16 protein-coding genes are annotated in these 21,261 nt (G+C 65.8%); 13 read left to right on the forward strand and 3 right to left on the reverse strand.

Annotation, left to right across the window (positions count from 1 at the left end; all coding sequences use genetic code 11):
* Positions 1-233: 233 nt before the first annotated feature.
* The 7 genes from QBK88_RS28450 to QBK88_RS28480 all read left to right on the forward strand — a co-directional run bounded on the left by QBK88_RS28450 (position 234) and on the right by QBK88_RS28480 (position 9,305).
* On the forward strand, positions 234-2,642 hold the full coding sequence (locus QBK88_RS28450) for a DUF3772 domain-containing protein (protein ID WP_277964685.1): 2,409 nt from the start codon (positions 234-236) through the stop codon (positions 2,640-2,642).
* A gap of 168 nt (positions 2,643-2,810) precedes the next feature.
* Complete coding sequence (locus tag QBK88_RS28455) at positions 2,811-3,731, forward strand: ABC transporter substrate-binding protein (RefSeq protein ID WP_277964686.1); 921 nt, start codon at positions 2,811-2,813, stop codon at positions 3,729-3,731.
* Positions 3,728-4,864: a phosphotransferase gene (locus QBK88_RS28460; protein ID WP_277964687.1), complete on the forward strand. Its 1,137-nt coding sequence runs from the start codon at positions 3,728-3,730 to the stop codon at positions 4,862-4,864. Before QBK88_RS28455 ends, QBK88_RS28460 begins: the two co-directional genes overlap by 4 nt.
* On the forward strand, positions 4,861-5,730 hold the full coding sequence (locus QBK88_RS28465) for a rhodanese-like domain-containing protein (protein WP_277964688.1): 870 nt from the start codon (positions 4,861-4,863) through the stop codon (positions 5,728-5,730). The genes QBK88_RS28460 and QBK88_RS28465 overlap by 4 nt, the downstream gene beginning before the upstream one ends.
* A 101-nt stretch (positions 5,731-5,831) precedes the next feature.
* Positions 5,832-7,982, forward strand: coding sequence for a TonB-dependent siderophore receptor (locus QBK88_RS28470; RefSeq protein WP_277964689.1), 2,151 nt, complete (start codon positions 5,832-5,834; stop codon positions 7,980-7,982).
* A gap of 11 nt (positions 7,983-7,993) precedes the next feature.
* Entirely contained in the window at positions 7,994-8,584 is a 591-nt protein-coding gene (pnuC, locus tag QBK88_RS28475; RefSeq protein WP_277964690.1) for a nicotinamide riboside transporter PnuC, read from the forward strand.
* A gap of 1 nt (position 8,585) precedes the next feature.
* Positions 8,586-9,305, forward strand: coding sequence for a UTRA domain-containing protein (locus QBK88_RS28480; protein WP_277964691.1), 720 nt, complete (start codon positions 8,586-8,588; stop codon positions 9,303-9,305).
* A 1,721-nt stretch (positions 9,306-11,026) separates the two neighbouring features.
* Here QBK88_RS28480 and QBK88_RS28485 read toward each other — a convergent pair.
* Positions 11,027-12,658, reverse strand: a complete 1,632-nt coding sequence (locus QBK88_RS28485; RefSeq protein WP_277964692.1) for a methyl-accepting chemotaxis protein — start codon at positions 12,656-12,658, stop codon at positions 11,027-11,029.
* A gap of 236 nt (positions 12,659-12,894) precedes the next feature.
* Here QBK88_RS28485 and QBK88_RS28490 point away from each other — a divergent pair, with 236 nt between their 5' ends.
* The 6 genes from QBK88_RS28490 to QBK88_RS28515 all read left to right on the forward strand — a co-directional run bounded on the left by QBK88_RS28490 (position 12,895) and on the right by QBK88_RS28515 (position 19,191).
* A complete protein-coding gene (locus QBK88_RS28490) occupies positions 12,895-13,641 on the forward strand; it encodes an alpha/beta fold hydrolase (protein WP_277964693.1) in 747 nt (248 codons plus the stop codon).
* Between the two features lie 126 nt (positions 13,642-13,767).
* Complete coding sequence (locus tag QBK88_RS28495) at positions 13,768-14,235, forward strand: cell division protein (RefSeq protein ID WP_277964694.1); 468 nt, start codon at positions 13,768-13,770, stop codon at positions 14,233-14,235.
* Positions 14,232-16,679: a PEP-utilizing enzyme gene (locus QBK88_RS28500; protein WP_277964695.1), complete on the forward strand. Its 2,448-nt coding sequence runs from the start codon at positions 14,232-14,234 to the stop codon at positions 16,677-16,679. Before QBK88_RS28495 ends, QBK88_RS28500 begins: the two co-directional genes overlap by 4 nt.
* A 2-nt stretch (positions 16,680-16,681) precedes the next feature.
* The gene (locus QBK88_RS28505) at positions 16,682-17,680 is read left to right on the forward strand and encodes a nucleoside hydrolase (RefSeq protein WP_277964705.1); all 999 of its coding nucleotides are present in this window, start codon (positions 16,682-16,684) and stop codon (positions 17,678-17,680) included.
* Positions 17,681-17,709: 29 nt separating this feature from the next.
* A complete protein-coding gene (locus tag QBK88_RS28510) occupies positions 17,710-18,234 on the forward strand; it encodes a DUF2867 domain-containing protein (RefSeq protein WP_277964696.1) in 525 nt (174 codons plus the stop codon).
* Between the two features lie 213 nt (positions 18,235-18,447).
* Entirely contained in the window at positions 18,448-19,191 is a 744-nt protein-coding gene (locus tag QBK88_RS28515; RefSeq protein ID WP_277964697.1) for an SDR family oxidoreductase, read from the forward strand.
* Positions 19,192-19,215: 24 nt separating this feature from the next.
* On the opposite strand, the gene QBK88_RS28520 is transcribed toward QBK88_RS28515, so the two are convergent.
* Positions 19,216-19,719 carry a GNAT family N-acetyltransferase gene (locus QBK88_RS28520; RefSeq protein ID WP_268141425.1) on the reverse strand — a complete coding sequence of 168 codons (504 nt, stop codon included), beginning with the start codon at positions 19,717-19,719 and terminating at the stop codon, positions 19,216-19,218.
* Between the two features lie 283 nt (positions 19,720-20,002).
* Positions 20,003-21,100 carry a dimethylsulfone monooxygenase SfnG gene (gene sfnG, locus QBK88_RS28525; protein WP_277964698.1) on the reverse strand — a complete coding sequence of 366 codons (1,098 nt, stop codon included), beginning with the start codon at positions 21,098-21,100 and terminating at the stop codon, positions 20,003-20,005.
* Between the last annotated feature and the right edge of the window lie 161 nt (positions 21,101-21,261).

A 21,261-nucleotide genomic window follows, 5' to 3' on the forward strand; every position in this document is an offset into this window, starting at 1 on the left:
GGGGGTGGCGGAGAGCCGTGGATGCGGGGGGTTGCCCTGGAGAGGGGGGGGAGAGAAGGGTAGAGAGCGGGGGGGTGGGTGGCAATTATCCTGAGGGATAGGTGTTGATTGTGAAATGCAGGCCGGCAGGTGCAATTCGTCGAAAACGCTCCCGTCCAGCCCTTCTTCACCCCCACCCCCCGTCCACAGGGCATAATACCCCCCCTTCGATTACCGCAAAATGAGGACCCCGCATGCAGCTCGCCATGCGCAACCGCTGGTATTCAGGGCTTTTGACCCTGCTACTGCTGTGTTTCACCGTGCCAGCCTTCGCACAGCCCACCGCACCACAGGCAACCACGTCCGGCAGCCTGCCGGTGCTCGCCGACAGCGCCAGCCTGGACGAGCTGAACGACCAGCTCGACCTGATCCGCCAGCGCGTCACCGGCAACGCCAACGACGATGTGCTGGCCAGCCTGCGTCAGGCCGCGCAGCAGGTACAGAAGCAAGCCGATGACCTCGCGACCGCGCGTGGCGTGAGCATCGAGCACCTGAACGATCAACTGAAGGTCATCGGCCCGGCACAGCCGGACGAGGCCGCCAGCCTGAGCACCCAGCGCCAGACCTTGACCAGCCAGAGCAACGCCCTGGCCGCGGACGAGCGCCAGCTCACGGCACTCAGCCAGTCGGCCCGCGACCTGGCCACCCAGATCGTCAACCTGCGACGCGGCCTGTTCAACTCGCAGATCAGTGCCCGTTCGGCCAGCCCCCTGAGCCCCAGCTTCTGGTCCAGCCTGATCCGCCCGACCGACGACGACCTGCGCCGGCTCAATAGCCTTGGCCAGGATGTGGAAAGCGCCAGTGAAGCCATTCTTGCACCGGGTGCGCGGGGCTACTTCATCGCCTCGCTGCTGCTGGCGGTGCTGATCTGGGTGGGTGGGCGCCGTGCGCTGGAACGCCTGCTGGCCTGGTCGATGATTCGCTGGCTGCCCGAAGGCCGCCTGCGCCGCAGTGCCCTGGCCCTGGCCGTGGGGCTGGCGACCTTGCTGACCATCAGCGGCGCCACCACAGTGCTGCGCTGGGGCGTGACCTACAGCGCCGACCTGAGCGCCAACGTCCTCAACCTGATCGACCAGTTGACCACCCTGGTGATCTTCTGTGCCTTCATCCTCGGCCTGGGCCGTGCCCTGCTGATGCTGCGCCGTCCCTCCTGGCGCCTGGCCGAGATACCCGACGAAATCGCCACGGCCCTGGGCCCGTTTCCCAAGATGCTGGCCCTGGCGCTGATGCTCATCGGCACCCAGGAGCGCATCAACAGCGTCATCGCCAGCAGCCTGGCGCTGACCGTCGCCGTCAACGGCCTGACCGCCCTGGCGGTGTCGGTGATCTCGCTGTGGGCGCTGGTGCGCTACCACCGCACCCGCCATCAATTCGAACTGGAGCGCCTGACCGGGTTTGCCGCGCTGGTCCCCTTCGTGCTGGGCATGTGGATCGTGGTCATTCTGCTGGCACTGATCAGCGGCTACTTGACCCTGGCCTACTTCCTCACGGTAAAACTGCTGTGGATGAGCGTGGTGGCCACCACCGCCTACCTGCTCACCGCCTGTTTCGGCGACCTCTGCGAAACCCTGCTGTCGCCCAAGGAGCCCGGTGGCCGTGCCCTGGCCTCGGCCCTGAGCCTGTCGCCCCGCCACCAGGCCCAGGCCGCCACCCTGCTGGCCGGTGTGGGGCGTACCCTGTTGCTGTTCACGGGGCTGCTGATCGCCTTCATGCCCTCGGGCTCCAGCCCCAGTGAAATTCTCCAGGGCCTGACCCTGCTGGACCTGGGCAACAAGCCCCTGGGCGGACTCAAGGTCGTGCCTGGCGATATCCTGCTGGCCATCGCCTTCCTGGTCGGTGGCCTGTTCGGCATCCGCGTGCTCAAGGGCTGGCTGAGCGAGCGCCTGCTGCCGGAAACCAACATGGACGCCGGCATGCGCGCGTCCTTGGTGACCCTGGTCGGTTACCTGGGTTACGTGCTGCTGGCGATCGTGGTGATGTCCACCCTGAGCATCAGCCTCACCAACCTCACCTGGGTGGTCAGCGCCCTGTCGGTGGGTATCGGTTTCGGCCTGCAAGCCATCGTGCAGAATTTCATCTCCGGTCTGATCCTGCTCACCGAGCGCCCGGTGAAGGTGGGTGACTGGGTGAGCCTGGCCGGCGTGGAAGGCGACATCCGCCGCATCAACGTGCGCGCCACCGAGATCCAGATGTCCGACCGCTCCACGGTGATCGTGCCGAACTCGCAGTTCATCACCCAGAACGTGCGCAACGTGACCATGGGCAATGCCCTGGGCGTGGTGGGCATCAGCCTGACCTTGCCGCTGGACACCGACGTGCTGAAGATCCGCGAGCTGTTGATCACCGCCTTCACCGAACACGAGTCAATCCTCGACGCCCCGGCGCCTTCGGTGTCGTTCAAGGATCTGACCGCCAACGGGCTGATCATCAGTGCCAGCGGCTACGTCAACAGCCCGCGATCGGTGTCTGGGGCGCGCAGTGATCTGTTGTTCACCATCCTGGGACGGCTGCGGGAGATGGGCGTGGCGTTGTCGGCGCCGCAGAGCATGATGTTGATCAGCCAGGGTCAGGGTGGGGGGGCGGTGATACCTGATCCGGTCTGAGGTGAAAGGCTCGCAGGGCTATCAAGGCCGCGGAAGCCAGGTGCCTGTCTGACAGGCACCTCGCTGCACCGATCCAATCCAATCTAAGCATAGACCCATACAATATTTGGTATATACCAAACCAATCCCCTATAAAGAGCCACCTCCCCATGGACAAGGCTCTGCCCCATGCAACAACTGCGCATCATGCTCGAATACTTCCACCCCTGGCCCAACTCCGCGGGTTTCTACCTGGCCCGCGAGCGCGGCTGGTACGCCGACGCAGGCCTGGAGGTGGAGTTGTGCGTGCCCGACCCGGAGCGCGGGGACAGCCTGGAGCATTTGCTCACCGGCGCCGTGGACCTGGCGGTTTTCCCCAGCAACCGCCTGCTGGTGCGCCGTGACCTGGGCCAGCCTCTCAAGGGTGTGGCTGCGATCAACCATGACGGCCTGGAAGCCTTCCAGACCCTGCGCGAATTCAATATCCAGCGCCCCCGCGACCTGATGGGCAAACGCCTGGCGATGAACCCTACCCCACGCGGCCTGGCCATGGTCCGCGACCTGGTGCGCCAGGACGGCGGCGACCCGGACGCCGTGGTCATCGTCGACGCCGGTGCCCGCGAATTGCGCCCCGAAGAGCTGGAAGCGGGTCATGCCGACGCCAGCTTTGGCGGTTACTGGGCTTGGGAAGCGCTGATGGACAGCCCCGTGGACACGGCCCGGCGTGTGGTACACCGCGTCAGCCAGTGGGGCGCGCCGGCGTACCACAGCTATTTGCTCGGCGCGCGGGAAGACTGGATAGCCACCCACACCGATACCTTGCGCGCCTTTCTCGCCGCCACGGTGCGCGGTTTTGAAAGCGTCGCCGCACACCCGCAGCAGGCCCGCGCCGCCTACGAGCGCGTCATTCCCTATTTCCCCGGCGCACTGATCGAGCGATCACTGCAGCACATCGCCCCGACCTGGCTGCACCAGGGCCGGTTCGGCCAGCAGCGCCAGGCCTTGCTGGAACCCTATGCCCATTGGCTGCACGCCCACGGTATCCTGCGCTCTGCGGATGCCTGGCGCGCAGCGACCACCAACCAGTATTTGCCCGGAGAGGCGTCATGACCCACGCGTTGCACAGCCACGGCCTGGCCGGCGAGGATGTCGCGCCCGTGTGGGCGCCGCTGGCCGAAACGGAACTGCGCCCGTTGCTGGCACGCTACCCGCAGTTGGGTGCCCTGCACAGCATCGACTGGCATAGCCCACGGCCGTTTTCCGCTGCGGCGCTGGTGAGCACCGAGACCGGCCAATGGTTCGTCAAACGCCATGCCCAGGCCGTGCGCAGCGCCGCCTGGCTGGAAGAAGAACACGGCTTCATCCGCCACCTGCGCGCCAACGGCGTACCGGCGCCCAAGGTCCAGCTCGACCGCGAAGGCCGCAGCGCCATTGCCGTCGGCGCCTGGACCTATGAAGTCCACGCCCGTTCCCCTGGCGCCGACCTGTATCGCGACGCCCAGTCCTGGTCACCGTTTCACAGCCACGCCCATGCCCACGCGGCCGGCCGTGCCCTGGCTGAACTGCATCAGGCCGCCGAGGGCTACCACGCGCCGGCACGCCACGCCACGGTGCTGAGCAGCCGCTGCCATGCGTTCGCCCAGCCTCAGCCGTTGGCTACCCTGACCCAGCAGGTACGGCACAGCCCTGCCTTGAGCCGCTACCTGGCCGACCGTGACTGGCCCGGCGAACTGCGTCGTGCCCTGTTGCCCGCGCACCAGGCGTTGCTGCCCCACCTGGCGCGGCAAACGCCGTTGTGGACGCATAACGACTGGCACGCTTCCAACCTGCTGTGGGCCAATGACCAGGTCAGCAGCGTGCTGGACTTTGGCCTGTGCGATCGCACCTTCGCCTTGTTCGACCTGGCGACCGCCCTGGAACGCAACGCTATCCCCTGGCTGGAGCTGGACAGCGGCGGCCAGGCCGCGGCAGACCTGGGTACCGTGGATGCACTATTGGCCGGCTACGCCAGCATCAAACCGCTGGCCACCGCTGATATCGAGGCACTGGCGGCCTGGCTGCCGGTGGTGCATGCCGATTTCGCCATCTCCGAGACCGAGTATTTCGCCGGCGTGCTGGATGACCATGCAAGTGCCGACATCGCGTGGGATGGCTACCTGCTGCGGCATGCCGACTGGTTCGTCGGCCCTGAAGGGCAGCGCCTGATCGAGCACCTGCACCCGCGCAAGCGAGACGGGTCATGACCGACCTGCTGGTAGACGTCGCCTGGCTCGCGGCCAACCTTCACATGCCCCACCTGGTGCTGCTGGACGCCACCGTCGACCTGCGCGCGCCGCAATTCGATGGCGACTACCAGGCCTGTTCCGGTGAACCCGGCTGGCGCACCGAACACCTGCCCGGTGCCCGCCACGCCGACCTGCTGGCACGGTTGCACGACCACTCGGCACCTTACAGTTTCGCCATGCCGGCCCCGGCCGACCTGGCCGTCGGCTTGCAGGCACTGGGTATCGACGACCACAGCCACATCGTCATCTACGACCGTGCCGACGGCTTCTGGGCCGCCCGCCTGTGGTGGATGCTGCGCAGCGTCGGCGTGCCTGCGGCCATTCTCGACGGCGGCCTGCAGGCCTGGCGACGTGCCGGGCAACCGACGGCCAACGGCTCAGGTAACCCGACCCAGGCCGCCACCGCGCCGACCCTGCGCGTGCAACCGGGGCACTGGGCCAGCCTGGAACACGTGCGCGCCGTGAGCGAAGGACGCGCCCCGGGCCACCTCATCTGTGCACTGTCGCCAGCCGTGTTCGATGGCAGTGCCATCACCCGTTACAGCCGCCGCGGGCATATCCCCAACAGCCTCAACCGCCCGGCCCGGCAACTGTTCGATGACCAAGGCCGCTACCACCCGCCCCAGGTGCTGGCCGAACGTCTGGGCGTGGCGCAGCTGCCACAGCCCATCCTGCTCTATTGCGGCGGTGGAATTTCCGCCGCCGCCAGCGCCTTTGCCCTGACACTGCTGGGCCGTCACGACGTGACCCTGTACGATGGCTCGCTGCAGCAATGGAGCGCCGCCCCCGCTTTGCCAATGACCACCGGAGCAGCTCCGGCCTGACCCTTCGCGGAACAGGCGCTGACCCTGGCGCGGCCCCCTGCGGTCCGCGCCCGGTCGCCTGCACCAGAAGAAAAATCATTGTGTTTGCAAGGAGCTGCCCCATGTTTCGCCCCCTTCCCTTCCCGGCGCGCCTGCTGGTGTCGAGCATTGCGCTCGCCTCCCCGTGGGCGGTCGCGGAAGAGCCCGTGACCCTGGGCGCCGTCACCGTCGTTGGTGACAGTCCCGATAGTTACCGGGCTACCCACGCTTCGGTCACCGGCGTCGACGACGCCCCCTTGCTCGATACCCCGGCGGCGGTGTCGGTGTTCAACACCCAATTGCTGCAAGACCAGCAGGTACGGCTGCTCAGCGAAGTGCTGCGCAACGACGCCGCGGTGGGCGACAGCTACGCACCCATCGGCTACTACGAAAACTTCGTGGTTCGCGGCTTCTCGCTGAATGCCGCCAGCAGCTACAAGATCAACGGCCGCACCATCACCGGCGAGCAGAACGTGGCCCTGGAAAACAAGGAACAGGTGGAAGTGCTCAAGGGCCTGGCGGGCCTGCAGAGCGGTGTCAGCGAACCGGGTGGCGTGATCAACTATGAAACCAAGCGCCCTGCCAACGTGCGCTCGGTCACCGTGTCCACCGACGAACAGGGCGGCCGCTACCTGGCCACTGACCTGGGCACCTGGTTCGGCAGCGAGCAGCAGTTCGGCATCCGTACCAACCTGGCCCACGAAGACATTCGTTCCTACGTCGACCACGCCGACGGCCAGCGCGACTTCGCCTCGGTGGCCTTCGACTGGAACATCGACCCGCGCTCCAGCCTGCAACTCGACGTGGAATACCAGCACCGCGAACAACGCTCGGTGCCCGGCTACCAGTTGCTCGGCGGCACGCAAGTCCCGCATCACGCCGACCCCCACGACCTGCTGGGCTACCAGAGCTGGTCGGACCCGGTGGGCATCACCTCGCTGAACATGGAAGGCCGTTACCAATACCGCCTCACCGATGACTGGAGCACGCAACTGAGCCTGTCCCGCAGCCGGGTGATCATCGACGACAACAGCGCCTTCCCGTATGGTTGCTATTACGGCGCCGGCTGCACCGCGACCACCAGCCAGTTCAGCAGCACCGGCGACTACGATATCTATGATTTCCGCAGCCCCGACGACACCCGCCGCAACGACGAGGCCCAGGCTTCGCTGAGCGGCGAGTTCACCGCCTTTGGCCTGCGCAACGAGCTGGATGTGGGCCTCAGCGCCTTCCGCCGCACGGTGGACCAGCGCGATGCCGTCAACGAATACGTGGGCAGCGGCAACATCGACGCCACCCCCCAGGCCTGGGACCCTTACCCTGGGGACGCAGGCCACACCTACCGGCACCTGGACAGCCGCCAGTACGGGCTGTTCATCAACGACCGCCTGCACCTCGACGAGCACTGGCAACTGGTGCTGGGCGGCCGCGAAGTGCGCCTGGACGAAAAGGCCTTCGATGCGGACGGCGACACCACCCGCCACACCCGGATGTGGGAATTGCTGCCCAACCTGGCGGTGATCTACAAGCCCACCGATGACCTGTCGCTGTACGCCCGCTACAGCAAGGGCCTGTCCCTGGGCAGCGAGGCGTCGTGGTTCGCCAGCAACGCCGGTGAAACCCTGCCGCCGACGATCTCGCGGCAACTGGAAGTGGGCATCAAGCAGGACTGGCAGCGCCTGAGCCTGGGCGCGGCGCTGTTCCAGATCACCCAGGGGTACCAGTATTCACGACCTGACGACGACGGCACCTTCACCTACGTACAGCAGGGCAAGCAGAAGAACATCGGCCTGGAACTGACCGCCAGCGGGCGCGCCACCGACCGCTTGCAACTGAACGCCAGCGTCGCCGCCACCCGCGCCCGGGTGGAAGGCAGTGGGACCGACAGTTACGAGGGCCATCAGGCCATCAACGTGCCGGCCCTGCGCGCCAGTTTCTATGGCGACTACAGCGTGCCTGGCATCGACGGCCTGGCCCTGCTGGGGGGCGTGCAGTACAGCGGCAAGAAGTACGCCAACCGCGAAGGTACTGTGCAGGTGGGCGACTACGCGGTGTTCAACGCCGGCAGCCGCTACACCACGCGTATCGAAGGCTATGAAACCGTGTTTCGCCTGAGCGTCGACAACCTGTTCGACAAGCGCTATTGGCGCGACGTGGGCGAATACGCCGGCGACGACTACCTGTTCCTCGGCGCACCGCGCACCGCGCGGCTGTCGGCCACGGTCAACTTCTAAGGAAACTCATCATGTCGAACCTGGAAATACTCGCGGTGCTGGTCAATGTGCTGGGCGTTTGGCTCACGGCGCGGCGTACCCCTTGGTGCTGGCCGGTCAGCGTGGTGGCAGTGCTGTTGTACGTGTGGATCTTCTATGACGTGAAGCTGTATTCGGACATGCTCCTGCAAGTGCTGTTCGTCTTCCTGCAAGGCTACGGCTGGTGGCGCTGGCGCACCGGGCGCATGGCCCAGGGCAAGGTCCGAGTCGAGGCACTGCCGTTGAACGTGGCCGTCATCAGCCTGCTGGCTGGCGCCGTGTTGTCACTGCTGCTGGGCGCCGCCATGGCGCACTTCACCGACGCCGCCGCGCCGTGGCTGGACGCCACTCTGACCGGCTACAGCCTGGTGGCCAGCTACTGGTCGGCGCGCAAATTCATCGCCAACTGGTGGCTGTGGATCGTGCTCGACGCGGTGTACACGGGCTTGTACTACTACAAGGACCTGACCCTCACGGCCGTGCTGTACGCCGGTTTCATCGTGCTGGCGATCTATGGTTTGCGCGCCTGGCAGCGTGACCTGGCGCAGCAGCCGGCCGGCGGCGCCCTCGAGCCGGCCCGCTGACATGAGCATCAAACCCGCGCAGTCCCAGTACCTGCGGATCAGCGAGCAACTGGCGGGCGAAGTCGCCCGCGGCCAGCTGCTCGACGGCGCCCGCTTACCCACCGAGCGCGAACTGGCCGAGCAGTTTGGCTGCACCCGCGTGACCCTGCGCCAGGCGTTGCAGCGCCTGGAGGCCCAGGGTGTGCTGTACCGCGGGCACCGCCGCGGCTGGTTCGTGTCGCCTGCGCCGATCCGCTACGACCCCACGCGGGTCAGCGGCTTCATGGAATACGTCAGCGCCCAGGGCCGCGAGCCCCGCACCGAATGCCTGCTGGCCGAGCGCCGTCCAGCTGGCGAGTGGCTGGCCCAGCGGATGAACCTGGCGCCGAGCGACTGGGTGTTCTACCTGGAACGTCGACGCTGGGTAGACGGCCGCGCGGTGCTGCTGGAGACCAACGCCTTGGCGGAGGCCTGGTGCCCTGGCTTGCTGGAGCACCGCCTGGATGGCTCGTTGACCCACCTGCTGCGCGAGCAATATGGACGGCAGCAGGCCCGCAGCCAGATCAACCTCAAACCCTGCCTGCTCGACGAAGGGCAAAGCGCGTTGCTGGAAATAGCCAGCGGGTCCAGCGGGTTGTACTTGCAGCGGTCGTGTTTCGATGCTGAGGGGCTCACGGTTGAATTCGACCAGGAATACTGGCGGCCGGATGCGGTGGAGGTGGTATTGAATATAGACCGGTGAGTCGCTGACAGTGATTACGCGACTTCAGCCGGACCAGGTGATCTCACAGACATGACTGGCCCGAAACAGATGTGGGACCGGGCTTGCCCGGGAAGCGCCGCGCGGGCGGCGCTCGGTCTCAAGGGCGCCGGAGAAACCCAAGCCATGCACCCAGAGGCCATGATGCGGTCTCAAGCCGGAAAAACAAGGCGGACAAGGCAATCTCACAGGCATAACTGGCCCGAAACAGATGTAGGAGCAGAGCTTGCTCGCGAAGCGCCGCGCGGGCGGCGCGCGGTCTCAAGGGCGCCGGAGAAACCCAAGCCATGCACCCAGAGGCCATGATGCGGTCTCAAGCCGGAAAAACAAGGCGGACAAGGCAATCTCACAGGCATAACTGGCCCGAAACAGATGTAGGAGCGGGCTTGCTCGCGAAGCGCCGCGCGGGCGGCGCGCGGTCTCAAGGGCGCCGGAGAAACCCAAGCCATGCACCTGGCGGCCCTAACCCGATCCCAAGGCGAACAACCAAGGCGGTCCAGGCAATCTCCCAGACATAACTGGCCCGAAACAGATGTAGGAGCAGAGCTTGCTCGCGAAGCGCCGCGCGGGCGGCGCGCGGTCTCAAGGGCGCTGGAAAAACCCAAGCCATGCACCCAGAGGCCATGATGCGGTCTCAAGCCGGAAAAACAAGGCGGACAAGGCAATCTCACAGGCATAACTGGCCCGAAACAGATGTAGGAGCAGAGCTTGCTCGCGAAGCGCCGCGCGGGCGGCGCACGATCTCAAGGGCGCTACAACACCATCGACTAGCGCTTGGTGGCCATGATGAGATCTCCAGCGGGGCCCTAAAAGCCAGTCATGAAACCGCATCATGGCCTCTAGGTGCATGGCTTGGGTTTCTCCAGCGCCCTTGAGACCGTGCGCCGCCCGCGCGGCGCTTCGCGAGCAAGCCCGCTCCTACATCTGTTTCGGGCCAGTTATGTCTGGGAGATTGCCTGGTTCGCCTTGATTGTCCGCCTTAGGATTGGGTGAGGGCCGCCAGGCGCATGCCTTGGTTTCTCCAGCGCCCTTGAGATCGAGCGCCGCCCGCGCGGCGCTTCGCGAGCAAGCTCTGCTCCTACGGTTGTTTCGGGCCAGTTATGCCTGTGCCATTGCCTGGGCCGCCTTGATTGTCCGCCTGGAGATTGGGTCAGGGCCTCCATGTGCATGCCTTGGTTTCTCCAGCGCCCTTGAGACCGTGCGCCGCCCGCGCGGCGCTTCGCGAGCAAGCTCTGCTCCTACATCTGTTTCGGGCCAGTTATGTCTGTGCCATTGCCGGGACCGCCTTGATTGTCCCCCTGGAGATTGGGTCAGGGCCGCCAGGTGCATGCCTTGGTTTTTCCAGCGCCCTTGAGACCGCGCGCCGCCCGCGCGGCGCTTCGCGAGCAAGCTCTGCTCCTACATCTGTTTCGGGCCAGTTATGTCTGTGGGATTGCCTTGTCCGCCTTGTTTTTCCGGCTTGAGACCGCATCAGGGCCTCTAGGTGCATGGCTTGGGTTTTTCCAGCGCCCTTGAGACCGTGCGCCGCCCGCGCGGCGCTTCGCGAGCTTCGCCCGGTCCCACATCTGTTTCGGGCCAGTTATGTCTGTGCCATTGCCTGGGCCGCCTTGTTTTTTCGGTTTGGAACCGTATCAAAGCCGCCAAGGGCATGGCTTGGTTTTTCTGGCTTCAGTGCAGCCAATCGCCCCTATGCCTGAGAGGCTTCACACCCGAAACTGCCGCAACACCCCGTCCAACTGCTGGCTCAGCGCCTTGAGCTGTACGCTCGCGGCGTTGGATTGCTCGGCCGCTAGCGCGGCATGGCGGGACAGTTCGGCCGCCTGGGTGACGTTCTGGTTGATGTCCTCCACCACATGGGACTGCTGCAGCGTAGCACTGGCGATCGAGGTGTTGAGGCCGTTGAGCTTGCCCAGCGCCTGGCTGATGGAGGCCAGGCTCTGGCCGGCCAGGTGGGCCTGCTCGGTGGTCAGCTGGGAGGCGCGGCTGCTGTCGCCGATGACTTTCACCGCCGCGTCGGAATGGCGCTGCAGACGCTCGATCATGGCCTGGATTTCCGCGGTCGACTTCTGCGTGCGCTGGGCCAGCAGCCTCACCTCATCGGCCACCACGGCGAAACCACGGCCCTGCTCGCCGGCCCGCGCGGCCTCGATGGCGGCGTTGAGGGCGAGCAGGTTGGTCTGTTCGGCAATGGCGCTGATCACCTCCAGCACGCCACCGATCTGCGTGCTTTCCGCCGCCAGGGTACGGATCACCTCCACCGCCTGAGCAATGGTGGCCGACAGTTGGTCGATCTGCCGCAGGCTGCTGTCGATATTGGCCTGGCCGCGCTGGGCTTCGGATTCGGCATCACGCATTTCACTGGCGGCATGCTCGGCGTTTTTCGCCACGTCCTGCACGCCGTAAGTCACCTGGTTGACCGCCGTGGCCACCAGCTCCATCTGCTGCGACTGCTGCTGGCTGCGCACCTGCGCCTGGTCGGCATCCTGGCCCAGCTCGCCCGAGGCCTGGCCCAGGCGGGTGGCCGACTGCTGCAGGTCGCCGACTACCTGGCGCAACGTGGCGACGAAGGCGTTGAAGTGCAGGGCCAGTTGGGTGACTTCATCCTGGCCATGGGCATCCAGGCGACGCGTGAGGTCACTGTCGCCGCTGGCGATGTCGGCCATGGCCTGTACCGCAGCGTTGAGGGGCCGCACGATGCTGCGGGCGATCAGAATGAGCAACACGGCCATGATCAGAATGATGCCGAGGGTAATGACCGCTGCCTTCCACACCTGCTGGTGAAATTCAGCTTCGACGTCGTCCACGTACACGCCGGAACCGATGATCCAGCCCCAGGGTTCGAACAGGCTGATATAGGAAGTCTTGGCCACCGGTTCACTGGCGCCTGGCTTGGGCCAGCGGTAATTGACCACGCCGGCGCCCCGGGCCTTGGCGACCTTGATCATGGCGTTGAACACCTCCACGCCGTCCGGGTCTTTCACCGCGGACAGGTCCTGGCCCACCAGCTTGGGGTTGGCGGGGTGCATGATCATCACGGGCCGCAAGTCGTTTATCCAGAAGTAGTCGGTCTGGTTGTAGCGCAGCCCGCCAACGGCCGTCATGGCCTGGGCCTGAGCCTGCTCGCGGGTCAGGGTACCCGCTGTTTCCAGGCCGAGGTAATAGGCCAGCAGGCCACTGGCGGTCTGCACCACGTGCATGGTCTTCTGCGCCTTGGCGTCATACAGGTCATCGTGGATCTGCTTGACCAGTGCCGCTGCCATCGCGCACAGCATCAACGCCGCGACGATCAGGATCAGCCACAACCGCCGGCTGATGGAAAGGTTGCGCATATTCATCACCGCTACTCCATGCATTGCTGTTGTCATAGGCATGGCCCCTTGGCAAACCGGGCCTGGCATTCAGGGCATCGGCGCGGCAATGGCAAACCTGAGGTGAAAGCAGCCGCCAGACCAATGGCGACCGGGAAAAGGCCGATTTGCCCTGCCCTTGCGCCTGCGCCGCTACACTTGAGGGCTTGCAGGCAGAGGTCAGCATGGGTGCGAACCTTTTCAGGCGCAGGTGGCGCGGTATCATGGGGCTGATCATCGGGCTGGCCGTGTTGTACGCCATCCTCTGCGTCCTGTTGTTCGCGTTTCAACGGCAGCTGATCTACCACCCCCAGCCCAGCGAAGGCGACACGGCCGATTCGCGTCAGTCTCTGCTGGTGGATGGCGTCAGGCTGCAACTCAGCGTACGCCCGCGGGACGGGCCCGACGCCCTGGTCTATTTTGGCGGTAACGCCGAAGACGTTTCACAGAGCCTGCCCGACCTGTCGCTGGCTTTCCCGGGGCATGCCCTGTACCTGCTGCACTACCGCGGGTTTGGCGGCAGCGAAGGGTCGCCCAGCGAAGAGGCCTTGCAAGCCGATGCCCTGGCCCTGTTCGACCAGGTCGCCAGCCACCACCCTCACGTCACTGTCTTGGGCCGCAGCCTGGGCAGCGGCATCGCGGTGCGCCTGGCCAGCCAGCGGCCGATCACACGGCTGATCCTGGTCACCCCGTTCAACAGCCTCGCCGAACTGGCACGCCAGCGCTTTGCCCTGTTCCCGGTGGACTGGTTGCTGCAAGACCGATATGAGTCCTGGCGGTACGCACCGCGGGTGCGGGCGCCAACGCGGATCATCGCCGCGGGCGATGACGAGGTGGTGCCAAGGGCGAGCACGGAGCGGCTCTACGCGCACTTTGCCGCAGCCGTGGCGACCCTGACGCTGATCCCCGGCACGGGGCACAACACGGTATCGGACAGCCCCGATTATCTGCGGGCGCTGGCGGCACCTTAGCAAACCGACCACACAGGCGCGTCGTCCTCTGACTGCTGCAGCGCCCTGCTGTGTACCCAGCCAAATTGACACCCATCGACAACCCCTGCATGCTCGCCGCTCTCACGGTTTCACCCAGGACATGGAATGGTTCGCTCGCTGTTCGCTACCCCCACCCGTACCCGCCGTACATTCGTCGCCTGGCTTTACCTGGTTGTACTGGGCCATGTGTTCGGCGGCCTGCTGCTGACCTGGGCCAGCCCCGCCGGCCACCTGGACGCCTACCTGCACTGGGTGGACAACGCCTTCTGGACCACCCCTGCCCCGGCGCCAGCCGCAGCCCAGCAACGCTGGTGGTTCGCCCTGTTCGGCGCCACGCTGCAAAGCTACGGCATCGCCATGTTCGCCCTCGTCCACATCGGCCAACGACAGCGCAGTGCCGCGGCCTGGGGCTGGCTATTGCTCGGTATCGGCGTGTGGGCGCCTCAGGATATCTGGCTGTCGGCCAGTGCCGGGGTATGGATCAATGTAATGGCCGACCTGCTGGCGCTGTGTGCCCTGGTCCCCCCGCTGCTGTGGCTGATCAGCCATGACCGCCAAGTGGTGAAGGCATGAGCGCGCAAACACTGTACCTGTTGGGCGGCAATGGCAGCGCCGCAGCCTGGTGGGATGATGTACGGGAGCGGTTCAGCCGGTATCGGGCCGAGCCTGTGGAGCTGCCGGGCTTCGGCGACAACCCGCAGCCGCCCTGTGAAGACCTGGCCGCCTACGCCGACGCCTTGTTGAACATGACCCAGGCCGGCAGCGCCATTTTCGCCGTGGGCGTCAATGCACTGATCGTGCTGCACGCCCTGCAACGCAAGCCCGGGCATTTCAGCCGCACCGTACTGCTGGCTCCCGTGGGCGCCTACCTGTGGCGGCGGCGCCTGCCCGCGCTGATGTCGCCCTTGCCAATACGCAAGACCATTCACTGGGCACTGGCCAACCGCCCGGCCTGGTTCGCGCACAAATTTTCCAGCCAGCCATGGACGGCCGCGCAATACCAGCGCATGGGCGAAGGCTACCGACGCTGCCGCGCCTTCGTGCCGTACTGGGACATGGTGCGCGCCGACACCGCCCTGCCTTTGCTGGAATGGGTGACTGACCCCGTGGAGCTGGTCTGGGGCGACCAGGACAACGTCCTGAACGTCGAGCAGGCCGCGGCCTGGGCCGCTATCCTCGCCCGTGCCGACCTGCGGGTCAGCCTGGTGCCGGGCTGGGGGCATTACCCCTGGATCGACAACCCGGCCGCCTTCTGCCAGTACCTTGAGGCGCCAACCGACGGCTTCGTCGCCCACACCAAGGGTGGCCGCCTGCGCCTGGCGGCCATGGCCGGCTTGCCGGTGCCCGCGGCCCTGAGCATCGAGCGCACCGATGATCCACGCCTGGCCCCCTGGCTGGCGGCTGCCCCCGAGGCATCGTGGGCCGTGCGCTCCTCCAGCCATGACGAAGACCAGGCAGATGCGGCCAATGCCGGGCTCAGCACCACTTACCTGCGTGAAACGGCCGCCGAGGTGCCCGTGCGCATCGCCCGGTTACTGGGCGAAGGCGTGGAAGAAGTGGTGGTGCAACGTTTCATTCAACCCACGCTCTCGGGCATTGCGTTCGCCCGCCACCTGGCCGTGGAGGTGGAATGGGTGCAGGGCCATCTGGAGGGCCTGGCCGATGGCCGCTGTGATCCACAGCGGGCAACGTTGTCGCGCCTGGGCGCCGGCTGGGCACGCGGGCACTTCCCCACTACCGACGGGCTGACAGCCGACGCGCTGTGGGCCTTTTTGCAGGAAACCCTGCGGGTGTTCCACTATGTGCCCGGCGATATTGAATGGGCCTGGGACGGCAGCCAGTTGTGGTTGCTGCAATACCGCCCCATCACCGACTACCCCTGGCGGCGCCACATCACTGCCGCCAACATCGCCGAGATTCTGCCCCCTCAGCCCAGCCGCCTGGTGGAGTACGCCCAGCGCCGCGCGGCCGGCAGCATCCCGGCGGTGATGGCGCGCTGGGATGCCCGCGTGCTGGAGGACAACGAGCCCTTTACCGCCCTGTTTGGCGACGCCTCCTACATCAACAATGATGTGTTCCTGGCCCGACTGGCGGACTGGGGCATACCGGCCAGGCGTTACGCCGATGAAGTCGGTGGCGCCACGCCGCACCTGCCGCTGCGGCCCATGCGTTTGCTGCGCAGCCTGCCGGTGTTCCTGCGCATGCAGCGCCAGGCACGTCGGCACTTGAACAGCCTGGAGCACGGCCTGCGCCGTTTCGCCGACGAATTGCACACCCTGCGAGGTGCCGACGGCCAGGCACTGGCGGACTGGTTCACCCGCTTCTATGTGTTCGTGGTGCAAGGCAACCTGTGCATCGGCACTGCCCTGGCCAGCAGTGGCGGCGCCGCCCTGGGCCGCCCGGCCACGGCCTACCGCGAGCTGGACCACAGCCCGCACCGCCTGCCCTGGGAGACCGACCCGGCCACGCCGCGCGCGGCCCCGGTGGCCTTGCCGCTGCAGGCCTTCCCGAGCTGGCCCGCCCCCGTGCGCCTGGCCCACCGCCTGGGCCTGCCAGGTATGCGCGGCTACTACCTGCAGGTGCGCGAGTGGTACCGCGACAACCTCATGCGGGTGTTCTTCGCCCTGCATCACACCATGCCCGCCGCCGACGCCGCCTACTGGTTCGCCCCCCACCCCGCCGTGCGCGGGCGCCAGGGAAGCTTCTGGCAAGACGGCGACGCCGGCACCGAACTGGCCAACGCTTTCATGATCTACCCCGGCCAGGTACGAGGCGTGCTGGGCCAGGACATTCTGCTGGAGCAGGCCCTGGACCCCGGCCGCCATGACCACTACCGCCAGGCCCGCGCGGTGATCGCGTGCATGGGCGGGCGTTTGTCCCACGGCGCCACGCTGCTGCGTGAATTGCGCAAACCGTCGGCGGTGCTGCCCCAGGTCGACAGCGCCTGGCTGGGCCGCGAGGTCCTCTACCACGACGGCACCCTGACCCTTTCAGACCCCTACGGTGAAACGCCATGAGCATCAAGAAGAAAGTCATCATCGATTCGGACATGGGCTGGGACGACGTACTGTCCATCGCCTACCTGATGAAAGACCCGGGCATCGAGATCATCGGCTTGACCGTCACCGGCTGCGGTGAAACGGACCTGGGCTGGGGGGTGATCATTGCCCAGCACCTGCTGGGCATCGGCCAGCACACCACTGTCCCGGTGGCGCGAGGCACCGACGTACCGCTGAAGCTGCACAACGTGTTTCCCCAGCTGTTCAAGAACGACATGAACGACATCATGGGCCTGATCGGCACGCTCAACCCCAAGGCTTTGCCGCCGCTGTCGGCGAAACCGGCGTGGGAGTTCCTGCACGATACCCTCAAGGCCACCCCGGAGCCCGTGACCATCCTGTCGCTGGGCGGCTTCACCAACCTGGCCAAGCTGCTGGCCCTGAAGCCTGCGGCCAGCGACCTGGCGAAGGTCGAGCGCATCGTCGCCATGGCTGGCGCGGTGTACGTGGACGGCAACGTCGCCGCCCTCAACGGCGCCATGAAGGAATGGGACCAGGGTAGCCGCTACAGCAGCAACTACCACGCCGAGTGGAACGTATTCGTCGACCCCGAGGCGGCGGACATCCTCTTCAAGTCTGAGCTGCCCCTGACCCTGGTGCCCCTGGATGCCTGCAACCAGGTGATCCTCGACCCAAGCTACATCGACACCATCACCGCTACCGATCCCGTGGCGAACCTGGTGCGCAATGTGTTCAAGAAAAAGACCGGCGATAATGCCGAAGGCAACCTGCCGGTGCCGATCTTCGACCCCTTGGCCACGATGCTGATGGCCGGCGGCCTGGTGGCGAACAAGGTCGACCGCCAGTTTCTGTCGGTGGTTACCCACCAGACCGACCATGACAACCACTGTGGCAAGGTAAGAGTGGAAACCACCGGGTCGCGCCAGATCGATATCGTGCTGGGCGTGTCCCAAACCCTGTTCGCCCGCCAGTACGCCAAGGTCATCAACGGCCACTGACGCCACCGTGCCCCTCGACAGGAAGGCCCATGCCCAGCACCGTCCACCGCTGCCCCCCACCGCCAGCCTCTGCCATCAGTCAGTACGTGCCGGGCGCCGACTTCATCGATTGCCATGACGTTCAGGTCAAGGCCCCTGACCGCACGGCCCTGCGCCACCTGCTGGGCATGCTGGCCGCCACCCCAGCCTGGCTCGACAACCTGATGAAACTGCGCAACCGCCTGGTTCAGGCCGTGGGCCTCAAGGACCTGGGAGCCCTGAGCCGCATCGACCTGACGCGCCCTGACAGCGATTATTCGCCGGGTGAGCGCGTGGGCATTTTCACCTTGCTGGCCAGCAGTGACGATGAAGTATTGGTGGCCGATCAGGACAAGCACCTGGATGTGTTCCTGGCCCTCACCCGCCTGCCCCTGGCTGCGGATGGGACGCGTACCGTAGTGCTGTCCACCGTGGTGCGCACCCATAACCTGCTGGGCACACTGTACATGCTCCCCGTGGCGCCCTTTCACCGGCGCATCGCACCGATGACCCTGCGCGGCATCAACCGCCGCTGACCGCCTGTGTGGCCTCACGGTCAGCCACCACCCGTCGAACAGATTCATGAACGCCATTCACAAGGCCAAACTCGTTCGGCGGGCTAATCACCGGGTGCCAGGGCACCTATCATGGGCGCCACTGGTCACAGGTCAGGAGGCCAACCCGTGCTGGCCTATTTCCTCGCCGGGCGGCCATCGCCCCGCACCACCCCGTTCAGGAGTCCTCTCGCCATGAGTGAGCACATACAAGGTAAAGTCATCGTCATCACCGGTGCCAGCAGCGGCCTGGGTGAGGCCACCGCGCGCCTGCTGGCCAGTCAGGGCGCCCATGTGGTGCTGGGTGCGCGCCGCCTGGAACGCATCCAGGCCCTGGCCGACGAGCTGACCGCCAGCGGTGCCAAGGCCCTGGCCGTGCAGACCGACGTCACCGACAGCGCCCAGGTCAAGCACCTGGTCGACAGCGCGGTGCAGGCGCATGGCCGCGTCGACGTGATGCTCAACAACGCAGGCCTCATGCCTCACTCGCCGCTGGAGCGGCTGAAAGTCGAGGATTGGGACCGCATGATCGACGTCAATATCAAGGGTGTGCTCTACGGCATCGCCGCCGCCCTGCCGCACATGCAGCAGCAAAAGAGCGGGCAGATCATCAATGTGTCGTCGGTGGCCGGTCACAAGGTGCGCCCCGGCAGCGCCGTGTACGCGGCCACCAAGCACGCCGTGCGCGCGCTGTCCGAAGGCTTGCGCCAGGAGGTGAAGGCCTGGAACATCCGCACCACCATCATCTCCCCCGGCGCGGTGGCCACCGAACTGCCCGATAGCATCACCGAACCGGACATTGCCGAGGCCGTGCGCAAGATGTACGAGATCGCCCTGCCCGCGGACGCGTTCGCCCGCACGGTGGCATTCGCCATTGGCCAACCGGACGACATGGACATCAACGAGATTCTGTTCCGGCCGACGCGCCAGGAGGTGTGAGCCTGGCCGCGCCGGGGTAGCGTGTCAGTGGGTGACGCGGGTCACCAGGAAATTGCTCAACTCCGGCTCATCGTCCAGCTCGATGGCCCGGGCCGGGCGTGGCAAGTCGCTGAGCACCGCGCCCCAGAACGCCTCGGCGGCGTCGTCCTGGCGGTAGTAGCGTACCAGCCAGTTCTCGTGGCCGCCGGTGAGTACCTGGGTCACCAGGGCCTTGCCGATGCCCTTGCGGCGGTACTTCTTGAGAATGAACAGGTCAGCCAGTTCCAGCGCATCGATGCCTGGCAGTTCGCTGCGCTCCACCAGCAGGAAACCAGCGACATAGCCGTTGACCAGCAGCAGGTTGGCGCTCCAGTCCTGGTCGTGCCAGTAGCGCAACAGGTGCTCGTCGTGGATGTAGTAGCGGCCGTCCAGGTCGACGTCTTCCTGTTCCCAGTCGGACGACTCATAGGCGTAGAACTGGTACAGGTTGCGGATCAGCGGTGCCTGGTCGAGCTCGGTGGGCAGCAGTTCAATGGTCAGGTCGGTCATGGCCGCGCCTCGCAGGCAGCGGGGCGATGGCAGGTTCGAGGGTGAATCAGCGGCATGGTATTCCCGGTAGAAATGAAAGCAGCACGGCCCCGGACGGGCAGGCGTTTTTTGCAGGGCGCTATTGTTGACAAAAACCGGGGGCGAACGCTATCGGGAAATAGCCGGGGGAGCATCGACGGCGGCTTTTTCCCGGGCTTCATCCGCTTGCGAGGGGAAACCTGGCCTGCGCACCCCATCCGGTGGGACGGGGCGCATCTGGGGGGAAGAATACCGCCGAGGTGGGTCAGATGGCCGGTTCAACCGTGGGCACGCGAGCGGCTTCCAGTTCGCGTACCAACGGCAGGACATGCTTGCCGAAGTACTCCACTTCCTCCTGGAAATGCAGGAAGCCGGTCAGCACCAGGTCCACGCCCACGGCCTTGAGGGCAACGATGCGCTCGGCGATCTGCCGGGGGGTGCCAATGAGGTTGGTCTTGAAGCCGTCGTTGTACTGCACCAGGTCTTCAAAGGTGGACTTGGCCCAGTTGCCCTCACCTTCCGGCGACGCGCTACCCGCCTGTTTCGCCGCCGCACCGAAGGCGCTGACGGCGTCGAAGTCGGCCTTGTCGATGATCTCGGCCAGCACCGCACGTGCCTCGGCCTCGGTTTCGCGGGCGATCACGAAGGCATTGACCCCGACCTTCACCGAATGGCCGTTGGCGGCCGCCTTGGCGCGGATATCATCGACCTGGGCCTTGATGCCTTCCACCGTGTTGCCATTGGTGAAGTACCAGTCAGATACCCGCGCGGCCATGTCCCGGGCAGCCCGCGAGCTGCCACCCTGGAAAACCTCCGGGTGCGGTTGCTGCAGCGGCTTGGGCCGCAGGGTGTAGTCGCTGAAACGGTAGAAGTCACCGCGGTAGGTGAAGTTGTCCTGGGTCCAGATACCCTTCAGCGCGGTGATGAACTCCTCGGAGCGCCGGTAGCGCTCGTCGTGCTCCAGCCAGTGTTCACCGATGGAAGTGAACTCACCCCTGAACCAGCCGCTGACGATGTTCACGGCGATGCGCCCACCCGTCAGTTGGTCGATGGTCGCCAACTGCTTGGCGGCCAACGCTGGCTGCCAGGGACCTGGCAGGATGGCGGCGATGATTTTCAGCGTGTTCGTGGCAGCAAGCAGCGCATGGCTGAACGCTACCGACTCGTGCTGGTTATCGGCACCGTAGCCGGCGGTGAAGCGAATCTGCGTCAGGCCGTATTCAAAACCCGCCGCCTCGGCCAGTTGCGCCAGCTTGCGGTTGTAGTCGATGTCCCAGCTGGTGCGCTGCTGGATCTTGCTGACCACCAGGCCGCCACTGACATTGGGTACCCAGTAGGCGAATTTCACAGGGGTCTGGCTCATGTCGATTTACTCTCTGGCAGAAGGTGCAAATGCCCGAGCAGCAACCGTGCCAAACATGAAACAGGTTTATATTCATAAGCTTAGGAAAAAACACGGACAACCGTCGACTGTTCGCCCCCGCGCTTTTGCTGGATGACTGTTGCCCCGGCAACAGCGCGGCG

The sequence above is a fragment of the Pseudomonas sp. RIT-To-2 genome (assembly GCF_029623465.1).
In the GTDB taxonomy this organism is placed as follows: Bacteria; Pseudomonadota; Gammaproteobacteria; order Pseudomonadales; family Pseudomonadaceae; genus Aquipseudomonas; species Aquipseudomonas silvicola.